Source organism: Ectobacillus funiculus (assembly GCF_004138295.1).
Taxonomy (GTDB): Bacteria; Bacillota; Bacilli; order Bacillales; family Bacillaceae_G; genus Ectobacillus; species Ectobacillus funiculus.
The window spans coordinates 1-11,832 of the sequence record NZ_SCFM01000001.1 but is presented as its reverse complement, the minus strand read 5'-3'; the positions used below and the strand labels follow the sequence as shown (position 1 = coordinate 11,832).

The window sequence follows — 11,832 nt, the reverse complement described above, 5'->3', positions numbered from 1 at the left end:
CTATTTGATTTTCCGATATAGTCTTTCTTTCGAGTCAAATTCGTTATAGTAGTCTGCATAGCTCGTAAATTGAACTTCCTCTCTTTCACCCAGTCCAAGGAAACCAGATACGCTTAGACTGTCGTATAATAGTCGATGTACATGATTTTGCAAAACTTTATTAAAGTAAATCATAACATTCCGGCAAATAATAATATGGAACTCATTAAATGAATGGTCCGTCACAACATTATGCTGAGCAAACACGATATTTTCTCTAAGAAATGGCTGAAAAATTACTTGTTCCTGCTGCACTGTATAGTACTCTGAAAAAGCTCTTTTCCCTCCGGATTGAAAATAATTTTTTGTATAAGTTTGCATTCTTTCTAAAGGGAAGGTCCCTTGCTTAGCCTTTTTCAAAACCTTCGCATTCATATCAGTTGCATAAATAGTTGTTTTCTCATACAGCCCTTCTTCATGCAAAAGAATTGCCATAGAGTACACTTCCTCTCCTGAGGCACAACCAACATGCCAAATACGGATATTATTGCACTCTCTCAGCATAGGGAGCACCTTTGTACGAAGCGCCAAGAAAAAGGAAGGATTACGAAACATCTCTGTCACATTCACAGAGAACTCAGCAAACAATTTTTTCATTACTGCAGAATCACGAAAGACCTTTTCCTGCAATGCTGATACACTTGTAAGCTTCTCTGCTCCCATGCAATGCAGAATTCGCCTTTGCAGGAACGGGAAGGCATAGTTTCTGAAATCAAAACCATAATAACGGTAAATACCTTCCAACAATAGCTCTATCTCTATTTTTTCCAGCTCACTATGATGATTGTCTCTGATTTTATTAAATTGATCTGTAATAGCCGTCCCCACCTATCTATATAGCCATACTTGCATTAAAGAGAATAGCTGATCTAAATTAATTGGCTTACTAATATAATCGGAGGCTCCTGCTTCAATACATTGTTCCCTGTCGTGCTTCATAGCCTTAGCCGTCAAAGCGATAATTGGCAACTCTGCAAACTCGCTCATACCTCGAATTAAGCGCATTGCTTCAAATCCGTCCATTTTTGGCATCATAATATCTATCATAAGCAAGTCTATATCACGATTTTCCTGTAGAACCTCAATTCCTTCCTCGCCATTTTCCGCAAATAAAACTTCCATCTCATATCCTTCCAGTGCTGCTGTTAAGGCAAATATATTCCGCATATCATCGTCCACAATTAGAATCTTCTTCCCTCTCATCAAGGCATTTCCACTTGTATTAGATTCATTTGTCTCATACGGATAGGCGCTCACTTTATTTTCAACTGAAGAAATCTCCTGCTCCATCTGACCCGCTGCAACTTCCATTCTTGCAGATAGGGATTCTCCATGACTGTTTAATTCATAGTTTGAAAGGTATAGGACAAAAGAACTCCCTGCTCCCTCTTCACTATCCATTTCAATAAATCCACCCAGCAATTGAGCAATTTCTCGACTAATCGATAGCCCTAATCCGGTACCGCCATACTTGCGGCTAGTAGTCCCATCGGCTTGTTTAAAGGCGTCAAAAATAAGCGCTTGTTTTTCTTTTGGAATACCAATTCCGGTATCAATTACTGAAAAAGCTAATGCTGAATCTTTTTGTTCCACAGAAAATCTATCCTTCGAGCCTTTTTTAACAGCCTTGTGTATGATTAAAGATACACTCCCTTTTTCTGTAAACTTAAAAGCATTCGATAATAGATTTTTCAAAACTTGATTAAGTCGATGCTCATCCGTATAAAGTACTTCTGGTACGTCCTCATCTAGCTGCACTGAAAAACGGATTCCCTTTTGACGTGCTAATGGTAAAAATTGTCTTTCAGCAAGCTGTTTCACATCTTGAAGTCTTACAGCAGTCGGAATTACTTCTATTTTTCCTGCTTCCACCTTCGCTAAATCTAAAATATCATTGATAAGATGGAGTAGGTCATTACCAGATGAATAAATGGTTTGAATATACTCTAATTGCTTAGATGTAAGATTTGCATAATCTTTCTCTGCCAACATTTGAGCTAGAATCAACAGGCTATTAAGCGGTGTTCGAAGCTCATGAGACATGTTTGCCAGAAACTCAGATTTATATTGGGAGCTAAGGACAAGCTGCTGAGCCTTTTCCTCGAGCATTCTGCTGATTTTTTCAAGCTCCTCTTTCCTCTGTTCTGAGCTTTGGTACTGCTCCTCAAGCTGCTCATTCATTGTTCTTAGTTCCTCCTGCTGCATCTGCAGTTCCTCAGATTGGCTCTGCATTTCTTCAGTTAGAACCTGTGATTCATGAAGCAAATTTCTCACTTTCATACGGCTTCCAATACTATTAATCGTAATTCCAATATGGCTCATAACTTCATGAAGAAATAGCTGCTCAAGGTCACTAAACGGCTCAAATGAAGCAAACTCAATGACGGCTACGACCTCGTCTTCAAACTCAGCAGGAAGGATCAAAATATTCTTCGGCGCTGCCCTACCAGTTCCAGAGGTAATTTTCATATAATCGTCAGGCACTTCCGTAATTAAAATAGGCTTCTTCTCGATAGCACATTGACCTACCAATCCTTCTCCAAAATGAAAGCCATCGAACTCAGCCGCGTCAGGAATAAATGCGTACGAAGCCATTCTTTTCAGATACTGCTGTTCGCCGCTTCCCTCGTTAATATAGAAGGTACCATATTGGGCTCGTACCATCGGTGTAATCTTTTCAATAAATAACTTCGCCAATGTTTGAAAATCCTCTACCGTAGGATATATAGCAGTGATTTCTGCAATCCTTGACTTTAACCAGCTATGTTCCTCCGCCTTTTTCTTTAATTCCTGCTCCTGCTCCATATATTCCTCTAGGGATTGGGCCATACCATTAAAAGCTTCGGAAATCGCGCCAATTTCATCCTTAGAAGTAACCTCAATCCGAGGAAACCGCATTCCTTGATACTCGGAAACACTCGTCATCACTGATGTCACTCGATTTAGATTCCTTATCATGCCTCTTATTAACCAAAGGGCGATTCCTAAACCGATTAAAAACCCTATGATGGCATAAGCATAAATCACCTGAACAGCTAAGTTATATGTTTGTCGAGTTCGATAAAGCTCATTTTTCATTTCTTGTTCCTGCAACGTATGAAGCAAATCTACGAGTTGCAGCATACGTTGTTGCGTCAGCTTAAAGTCCCCCCATAACAATGTATCCAAATCAGCATTGGGATCAACCTTTTGAAGGGTGATAACTTGCTGACCAATGCCTTCATATGCTTCATACAGAGTGTTAAACTTTGCGATTAATTCCTGAGACTTCTCACGTTTATCTATCTCCTGAAGGGAAGCAAGGGACTTGTTGATATTCAGGCGAGATTGTTCCCAATCATTTATAATCTTCGGACGAATGTCCTCAGGAGGATGAGATGCAACCTCACGCAATTCTTTATCCATATTATTCGTCTCATACTGAATAGCTGAAGTGAGCTTTACCCTATCAGACAATTCATTCACTACAACATTCATATTTACAGTTAATTGATTAAGCATACTCAATAGAATGCCTAAAAGGATTATAATTAGGGCAAATATAGAACCTAGTCCAACATATAGCTTTGTCTTAAACTTCATATGACCTCCGTTCCATTTAACATGACTCAAAAACTCGAAGATATTTCTATCAAACTTTTTCATACCTGTAAAGAAAGGATGAGAAGGTATTGTTTCAGCCGAGTTTTTTAATTAGAGAGCGGATCGATAAAAATTTATAAATCCAAAAGCAAACATAAAAAAGTCATGTAGAAAAACAACTGTTTTTTCTTAATATTCCCAAGTGAAATTATATTATAAGAGGGCATAACAAGCAATCCTTGGACACGTTATGTCCCTGTGTTAATAAAGTTTAATATCATGCACTTTCACATGGAACTTATGTGAAAATTCAGGATTCACAGCCAAAAAGCAATAAAAAATGGTTACAATTACCAATTTATATAAATCCAATTGCTGATGCCACTTCTAGTATATCTAATGTATTACACAAAACAGTTATTGGGTAGTCAAGATTATAAAAGAGCCGTTATTCATTTTCACCTTTTCGTCATACAAAAAGTCACAAACAAGTATAGAGTGAATCATACCTGCCTGTGACTTTCATCCTTTTTATCTATTACACCACTTGTACGCTCGTTGTTTCTTCGTGCGATTTATCATGAATAAAGAATGCAGTTAAAAGCGCAAGCAAACTTCCTACAAACCCAAATACAAACAAATGGTGCATACCTTCCATAAAAATGGACGCCTTTGTCAGGAAAGCACCCATAATTGTTACACCAATCGCGGTACCGATATTACGAGAGAACATTAGAAAAGACGTCGAAATCCCTTTTTCATGCGGTGCTACAAATTGCTGTGCACCAATGACGCTGACGGTCGAGATTAGACCAAATGCAATCCCTTGAACAACCATAGCGATAAATACATACCAGAAGCCATTTCCTTCTTGCAGCAGAGCGAGCATAATACCAGACATAACAAGTAAAACATTGCCAATAATAAGCAGCATACGGTATCCATATTTGAGGATCCATTTCCCTGCCGGTACAGCAGCCACCATCCAGCCGAGTGACATACCTAGTAACGCTACACCACTCATAAAAATCGATTGATGGGCCATTCTCTGCAAAAACAAAGGGATGTAACTGGATGTACCAAATAAAGCAGCACATCCTACGAATCCATTAATATTCATCCACTTAATCGTTTTGTGGTGAATCATCGATATCGGGACAATAGGAGACGTTTGCTTTTTCTCATAAAAATAAAAGATAACGAGAATCATAATTCCTGCAATCCCATATAAAAGTTGCTCGCTCTCTAATACCGTCACAAGCAGCAACAGACTGACACCAATCGCAAATAAAGCCGCACCCAGATAATCCACACTTGCTTTTTTCGGTGTATACACCTCTTTATACGGCAGCAGCATAACAATAGACAAAATACAAATCGGCAAATTGACAAAGAAAATCCATCTCCATGTCATATACTCTACAAAGAAGGCACCAAGCATCGGAGCCAATATCGCAGAGAGCCCCCACATTGCCGTAAAAAAGGCTTGAATCTTCCCACGCTTCTCAATCGGAAATAAATCTCCTGCAATAATCGCAGGGAATGGCATCATGACACCCGCCCCGATTCCTTGAATAGCACGGAAGATAACCAGTTGTATCATACCTTGAGCTAATCCACACAAAAGCGAACCAATTAAGAATAAAATAATTCCCGATGCAAATACTTGTTTCCTTCCGAATAAATCAGAAATTCTTCCCGCAACTGGCGAAAGAACTGTACAAAAAATCATATATGACGCAAATGACCACGCATATAGGTCAAATCGCCCTAATTCCTTTGCAATAATCGGCATAGTCGTATTCATGATAGTAGAATCCATAGACGCAACTAACATCGCAAGGATAATGCTAATCATAATAGAAGTTCTGTTTTTCATTTGTCCCGCCCCTCCTTTATACCAACAAGGTATTATACACTATGTTAACTAATTAGCAAAAAGAATTCATCTGCTATCTACAATTTAACGATACTGCATTCATACCTTATGCAGTAAAAATCTGATTAGTATCAATAGCTCAGATTTTTACTGCAGGCTTTATCGCTTGCATTCGTGCACTATTTATTCCTTTGCCAGCTTATCCCGGTCATCTGTTTGGGGCGATTCCTCTAACCAACCATGCTCAATCATAATATTAGCCCCAGCTTCTGCATATAACGAAACTTCAGGAAGTAAGGATGCATATCTCATTCCAATATCCCGCCTTGGACTTGCAGACATAGCTACTCTATAGTTCCCTATTCCAGCTGCCGTCATTGCGGATACATGAAACATCATCAACTTATCTGAAAAGGGACTTATTGTAGAATTACTAACAGCTGTATCCCAAGACATAGGAGCAGAAAGGTCTTCTTTCTTTAAAATCTCACTAAAGAAGTCCATATGCTTTTGGACAATTTGTTTTCCCCTTAAGAAATACCGTTCTACTTCCTGATGTTTGGCTACTTGAGCAAATCCCATCACATCATTCTTAAAGTGCAAAAAAATAAACTAGGATATTGTTGATAAATGTCGCAAGTTTGAATTTTCAAAATAATCAATTTATAATCGGTTCCATGGTATGATTTTTGTATATTAAACATGTTATATGGAGGTTGAGTAATAGTGTTACTGCAAGACTTTATACACCAATTTATACTCATGAACAAACGAGTACCGTTACATACAATGGAATTATTAGACTATCTGCAAAAAAGCTATACTGGTGGCGATTTATCTGCCAGTGACTATAAAAGTTTATTTCGAGAGCTTAATAAGCGAGGAGTGGAGAGAGCCGGGAGGTTTATTCTTGAAAATATTCTAACATTTAACCGAACAGCTTTATAGCGAAAGGCTGAATGGTGAACCAGCCTTTCCTACATCCATTTTTCCGCATTATGAGCTAGATTCTACCAACTCCTGCTAAGGCAGCCTATCTTAAAATACCTCAGCTACGTATAAAAAGCAGCTCTCATGCAAAATCTTCTATTAAGAATTCCTTAATAATGGAGGATTGAATATGTTTGCAACACGCGGAGATGCTCATAGATTTTATCTAAAACTAAAAACAACACTGAGTAAGGACCAACAGTTTATATCTATCCAAGAACTTACAGAAATTGATGAAATCCAAAAGTTTTATAGTACCATTGATGACCGTATGTTAAAAAAAATTTATTATCGTATGATTAAAGAAAAGAATGGTTCAGGAATTATCCCTATCCTTGTGTCATCGGGACCGTTAATTTTGTTAGTATTCTCCAATCAACTGCAAAAATTTCTTTTTAATTACGGAGGTTTAATTGTCATTGGCTTCTCTTTTATTTACATCCTCCTTCTAACCATTAGCGTGATCCTTCACTTTCACGAGAAAGCTTGGGCTGCCGTTCACATCGAAATCATTCAAGATATTCTAAAAGAAAGAAACAAGCCTTTATCATCTACCTAAAGAAAACTCATCGAGCATCTAAAATCAGTATGTTAGTTTAAAACCCACTCTTCGTGTACTAAAAATAGAGGGTGTCCCGAAGTTCGAGACACCCTCTATTTGTTACATGGTTAATAGATAATTATTCACTTATATATGAGCAGCAATAATCAGCAACAGTATAAACCTTCAATAGAAATGTCTCGTTTGCAGGCACATAGAATACGCCGCTCTCCTCGATTTTTTGCCAATCTTGGCCTTGTAACTTATATTCTAAAGTCCCTCCTACGAATTCCATCTCTTCCTTCACAGAAGTAGAGAATTCGTATTCTCCCGGAAGCATAATACCCAATGTCTTTTTTGTACCATCAGGGAACACTACTGTTCTGCTTGTTACCTTTCCTTCAAAATACACATTAGCTTTCTTTGAAATAGTTACATTTTCGAATTGTGTCAATTGTGTCAATATTCTCATTCCTTTGCGTTATTGTCTTACAATACCATAGAATTGAAAGAATGAAAACCATCTTTTATCCTTCGTTCATACTATCTGTATATTGTTACAAATATTGTATAAGCTATTCGTAATACAAGTACGGAAGGAGAATTTTCTTGTCATGAAAACTTCGGTTTCTAAGTATATCAGCTGCATGATTGCCTCCATTTTGTTCCTTACAGTATCTTACACTGTTTCCGCTCAAACAAATACGCTCCAAAACCTAGGAGCAAAGGGGGCGCTGCAAGACTCTTCCATTACATTAGAAAAAGCATTAACATACGCACTTCAGGATGAATATGCAGCACAGGCAAGGTGTGACGCAGTCATTCAAAAATTCGGGGCTGTCAAACCATTTGTGCGTATTAAAAAGGCCGAGCAATCACATATTGAAACCTTACTACCGTTATTTAAAGCCTACAAGGTCCCTGTCCCTAAAAATCAAGCTGCCAATCTTACAGAAGCGCCAGCATCCTTAAAGGCAGCCTTTAGAGTAGGCATCGAGAAAGAAACAGATCACATTTCAATGTATACTAAACTTCTTGAGACTCCCGGAATCCCTGCAGATGTCCAAAGAGCGATGACAACCATTCGACACGCTTCCCTTAATCACCTTGCAGCCTTCCAAGCTGGACTCAGCCGCTCTGAATGAAGCGATAGGCGAAATGGAATGCAGTTGCAATCTATTTCGCCTTTCTTTTATACGCATACAATATAAATCCAACCTTCATCTATTTCCTAAAATAATAAAAATAAGTTTTTATCCCGCTATTCCCCAGATCCCAAAAAACTATTCTAATAATTCCATTCCTTTTATTTCCTCATTCTATCAACCTTTTAAAGAACTAGTCTTGTTAAGAATATATCCAAAATTCTAACAATTACCCCTTGTATTTTTCGGTTGCTTTATATATAAATTTAAAGAATTTGTCATATCTTTCTATAATTTTTTTAATATTTAAACTTTACAAACTGTCATATCCATTATACAATCACTTCTGCGAACAAAATATTTCGACATAATTTTTTCAGCACACTAGGAAGGTGATTTATATGAGTCTTTTTCGAAAGAAGTCTATTCAGACTCTTCTTAAAGAATCTGACAATAAAGGTGTAGGACTCAAAAAAGAACTAGGAGCATTCGATTTAACGATGCTCGGAATCGGTGCCATTATTGGTACGGGGATTTTCGTACTAACAGGAGTTGCAGCCGCTGAACACGCTGGACCTGCACTTGTACTCTCATTTGTTCTTTCAGGTCTGGCTTGCGTATTTGCGGCTCTTTGCTATGCAGAATTCGCTTCTTCTGTGCCAGTATCTGGAAGCGCTTATACTTACAGCTATGCGACGTTTGGTGAGCTGATCGCTTGGATTTTAGGATGGGATTTAATTTTGGAATACGGTGTTGCAGCCTCAGCTGTTGCAGCTGGTTGGTCCGGTTATTTCCAAGGATTGCTTGCAGGCTTTGGTATCCATTTCCCAACAGCCTTAACAAGTGCATATAATCCAGAAAAGGGTACATTTATTGATTTACCAGCTATTTTAATCGTTTTTGTTATGACATTCCTATTAACACAAGGCGCAAAAAAATCAGCACGTTTCAATACGATCATGGTAATCATTAAAATAGCAGTTGTTCTTTTATTTATCGGCGTAGGTGTATGGTATGTAAAACCAGACAACTGGACACCATTTATGCCATTTGGCTTCTCCGGTGTAGCAACAGGTGCAGCAACCGTATTCTTTGCTTATATCGGTTTTGATGCAGTTTCAACTGCTGCAGAAGAGGTTAAAAATCCAAAGCGTAACATGCCAATTGGAATTATTTCCTCCTTGGCAATTTGTACTATATTATATATTGTCGTTTCTGCAATTTTAACAGGGATTGTCCCTTACACTGAGCTTGGTGTAAAAAATCCAGTGGCTTTTGCGTTAAATTACATTGGTCAAGATTGGATAGCAGGCTTTATCTCTCTAGGGGCAATCACAGGTATTACAACAGTATTACTTGTTATGATGTATGGACAAACTCGTCTATTCTATGCAATTAGCCGTGACGGATTACTTCCAAAAGTGTTCTCTAAAGTAAATTCAAAAACACAAACCCCATTGGTAAACTCTTGGTTAATTGGTTTAGTTGTTTCATTCTTTGCGGGAGTACTTCCTCTTAGCAAATTAGCGGAACTAACAAACATCGGAACCTTGTTCGCGTTTATTATGGTTTCCGTCGGTATTTTAGTACTACGTAAAACACAACCTAACTTAAAACGAGGCTTCATGGTTCCACTCGTTCCGTTAGTTCCAATTTTAGCAGTTCTCTTCTGTGGATATCTCGTACTGCAGCTTCCTGCAGTTACTTGGATTAGCTTTGGTATTTGGCTGGTTATCGGTCTTGTTATTTACTTCGTATACGGACGCAGACACAGCAACTTAAACGGGGCTAACGCAGGCAAAAAACAAGCAAGCTAATAAAAAAGGGCAATCATAGTGTTCTGTGATTGCCCTTTTTTTTATTCCTCTTATTTGTATTTTTCGAAGTAAATAGCATGTTTTAGCCTTACATGGGAAACCTTTAGGGGTAGTCGTTATAGCGAGGAGGAGATCATATGAGCTTAGAATGGTTTTATAGAATGGAACACGCAGTAAGACAAAGCCTTCCTGGCATATGCGAGGGCTTTGATGAACTTAATATTGTATTTGATACAGACACAACAACAAAGCATCCTTCGTTTATCTTCTCAGTTGCTGTCGGTTTTGATGAGGGTGAACAGGAAAGCTTTTGTCTCATCCATTTTGATCCAGTCAATCAAGAATTTTATTGCTATCATTCTGAAGAGGATACTGCTTTTGAAACAAAGGCTCTGTTTGGGAATTTAGATGAAATGCTCGCATTTATCCATGATGCTTTTCATGAATATTTGGATGAAATGGAAGATGCGGATTTCGATGAAGAAGATGAAGAATTTGATGACTACGATGATGATCCTGAAGAATTTGATGACTATGATGATGATCCTGAAGAATTTGATGACTATGATGATGAGTTTGAAGAAGACGTCGAGGAGAATGATTCTATTGAGTGGATTACAAATGATAAATATGCTCACATTGAAGAGCACTCTCCTAATGGAGATATAGAGTATAACATTCATTATAAACTTGGCATTGTCCCAGAAACAGGAGACGGCGTTCTGCTTCGCAATACTGTGACAAAGGAAAATGGAGAAGAATCCGAAGAAGGCATTATGATTTTCTTCAAGGAAGAAGAAGCTCCTTATATTAAAGATTTAATAGGAGAATATTTAGCCCGTGAGGTTCCTTACCGATAACTTTGAATAACAACACAAACACTGCTTATACCCTACAGATAAATAATCCTCTCCAACACACATCGGAGAGGATTATTTTATTATAAGGACTTGTTCATACAAGCAAGGAAACATCTTATCCTTTATACAACTGCACTTGCTTTCTTTTCTTTCTCCATTTTCGATAAAATCGATATGAGTGCCGTATAGCATCCAATACAAAATCAGGGATTGGTATAGAATATTTATAAAAAAATGGCTTATAGAATTTATAATAAGCTTTCACTAAATCATTCCACTTTTCGTCCTCGCCAGGCTTATAAAAATCAGAGATGTCAACTACATACCCTTTCCCTTCATTCATCATCACATTTTTCCCATGGATATCACAAGGGGTGAGTCCGCGCTCTCTAGCATATTGTAATGCTTCATTTACATCGTGGATAATACTCTCATGAATTTGTATCCCTTTATGAACCGCTTCGTATAAAGTAATACCCCTGAGCCTTTTTAACACTAAGTATTGCTCTCCCTGATAAATAAGCTCAGAGTAAGCAGGATGCCCCCCTAGCTTACGGTATACCTTTGCTTCTTTTTTCAGTCCTTCTTGTTCCCTAGCATAAATTTTCACAACCCACTCTTCATTTCCTTGGTATGCAAACACAGCCGCATAGTTTCCTGCTCCTATACAGCTCCATCCAGTTGGAGTGTGCTTAACAACAACTGGATCATACGGATTTTCGCTTTCTAGACGAACTCCCTTTAGTAGCGTTGTTTCGATTCTCTCTACGAATTTATTTAATTGCTCCATCTGCTCAGCTCCAATATATCCCCATCTGCACCTTCTCTCTTCATTTTACACGTCATTTCATGGTCATGGCAGTAGAAACATATAAAAAATATTGGAAACAGGTAACCTGCTAACTGCCTGTTTCCAATGTTCTTATGCTTACGTTCTAAAGAAAACTCGCCGACTGGCGAGCCCTGCTTTTGGGCGAAG

The 11,832-nt window shown here is 38.1% G+C and carries 12 protein-coding genes; 5 read left to right on the top strand and 7 right to left on the bottom strand.

Annotation, left to right across the window (positions count from 1 at the left end):
- The 4 genes from EP737_RS00055 to EP737_RS00040 all read right to left on the bottom strand — a co-directional run bounded on the left by EP737_RS00055 (window position 1) and on the right by EP737_RS00040 (window position 6,103).
- Complete coding sequence (locus EP737_RS00055) at window positions 1-867, bottom strand: CheR family methyltransferase (protein WP_246040107.1); 867 nt, start codon at window positions 865-867, stop codon at window positions 1-3.
- Window positions 868-3,684: a response regulator gene (locus tag EP737_RS00050; RefSeq protein ID WP_246040105.1), complete on the bottom strand. Its 2,817-nt coding sequence runs from the start codon at window positions 3,682-3,684 to the stop codon at window positions 868-870.
- Between the two features lie 475 nt (window positions 3,685-4,159).
- A complete protein-coding gene (locus tag EP737_RS00045) occupies window positions 4,160-5,500 on the bottom strand; it encodes an MDR family MFS transporter (protein WP_129725795.1) in 1,341 nt (446 codons plus the stop codon).
- Window positions 5,501-5,683: 183 nt separating this feature from the next.
- Window positions 5,684-6,103, bottom strand: a complete 420-nt coding sequence (locus EP737_RS00040; protein ID WP_246040103.1) for a DUF3231 family protein — start codon at window positions 6,101-6,103, stop codon at window positions 5,684-5,686.
- 123 nt (window positions 6,104-6,226) lie between these two features.
- Here EP737_RS00040 and yppF point away from each other — a divergent pair, with 123 nt between their 5' ends.
- Together yppF and EP737_RS00030 are read left to right on the top strand one after the other, a co-directional pair.
- Window positions 6,227-6,448, top strand: a complete 222-nt coding sequence (gene yppF, locus EP737_RS00035; RefSeq protein ID WP_129725791.1) for a YppF family protein — start codon at window positions 6,227-6,229, stop codon at window positions 6,446-6,448.
- A 172-nt stretch (window positions 6,449-6,620) separates the two neighbouring features.
- Window positions 6,621-7,049, top strand: a complete 429-nt coding sequence (locus EP737_RS00030; RefSeq protein ID WP_129725789.1) for a hypothetical protein — start codon at window positions 6,621-6,623, stop codon at window positions 7,047-7,049.
- 121 nt (window positions 7,050-7,170) lie between these two features.
- Here EP737_RS00030 and ppnP read toward each other — a convergent pair whose 3' ends face one another.
- A complete protein-coding gene (ppnP, locus tag EP737_RS00025; protein ID WP_129725890.1) occupies window positions 7,171-7,485 on the bottom strand; it encodes a pyrimidine/purine nucleoside phosphorylase in 315 nt (104 codons plus the stop codon).
- 160 nt (window positions 7,486-7,645) lie between these two features.
- Between ppnP and EP737_RS00020 the strand changes: the two genes are divergently transcribed.
- The 3 genes from EP737_RS00020 (at window position 7,646) to EP737_RS00010 (ending at window position 10,853) form a co-directional block, all read left to right on the top strand.
- Entirely contained in the window at window positions 7,646-8,176 is a 531-nt protein-coding gene (locus EP737_RS00020; RefSeq protein WP_129725787.1) for a ferritin-like domain-containing protein, read from the top strand.
- A 401-nt stretch (window positions 8,177-8,577) separates the two neighbouring features.
- A complete protein-coding gene (bcaP, locus tag EP737_RS00015; protein ID WP_129725785.1) occupies window positions 8,578-9,993 on the top strand; it encodes a branched-chain amino acid transporter BcaP in 1,416 nt (471 codons plus the stop codon).
- A gap of 137 nt (window positions 9,994-10,130) precedes the next feature.
- On the top strand, window positions 10,131-10,853 hold the full coding sequence (locus tag EP737_RS00010) for a hypothetical protein (RefSeq protein WP_129725783.1): 723 nt from the start codon (window positions 10,131-10,133) through the stop codon (window positions 10,851-10,853).
- Between the two features lie 115 nt (window positions 10,854-10,968).
- On the opposite strand, the gene EP737_RS00005 is transcribed toward EP737_RS00010, so the two are convergent.
- Both EP737_RS00005 and EP737_RS25890 read right to left on the bottom strand, forming a co-directional pair.
- Window positions 10,969-11,643, bottom strand: a complete 675-nt coding sequence (locus EP737_RS00005; RefSeq protein ID WP_129725781.1) for a serine/threonine protein kinase — start codon at window positions 11,641-11,643, stop codon at window positions 10,969-10,971.
- Window positions 11,631-11,832, bottom strand: a 202-nt coding sequence (locus EP737_RS25890; RefSeq protein ID WP_205650837.1) for a hypothetical protein, incomplete at its 5' end; no start/stop codon positions are given. The genes EP737_RS25890 and EP737_RS00005, both read right to left, overlap by 13 nt.

Excerpts from the sequence above, each read along its gene's own strand:
- EP737_RS00010 (WP_129725783.1), top strand. The coding sequence starts at position 10,131 with ATGAGCTTAGAATGGTTTTATAGAATGGAACACGCAGTAAGACAAAGC.
- EP737_RS00050 (WP_246040105.1), bottom strand. The coding sequence starts at position 3,684 with ATGAAAAAGTTTGATAGAAATATCTTCGAGTTTTTGAGTCATGTTAAA.
- EP737_RS00045 (WP_129725795.1), bottom strand. The coding sequence starts at position 5,500 with ATGAAAAACAGAACTTCTATTATGATTAGCATTATCCTTGCGATGTTA.
- EP737_RS00030 (WP_129725789.1), top strand. The coding sequence starts at position 6,621 with ATGTTTGCAACACGCGGAGATGCTCATAGATTTTATCTAAAACTAAAA.
- bcaP (WP_129725785.1), top strand. The coding sequence starts at position 8,578 with ATGAGTCTTTTTCGAAAGAAGTCTATTCAGACTCTTCTTAAAGAATCT.
- EP737_RS00005 (WP_129725781.1), bottom strand. The coding sequence starts at position 11,643 with ATGGAGCAATTAAATAAATTCGTAGAGAGAATCGAAACAACGCTACTA.
- EP737_RS00020 (WP_129725787.1), top strand. The coding sequence starts at position 7,646 with ATGAAAACTTCGGTTTCTAAGTATATCAGCTGCATGATTGCCTCCATT.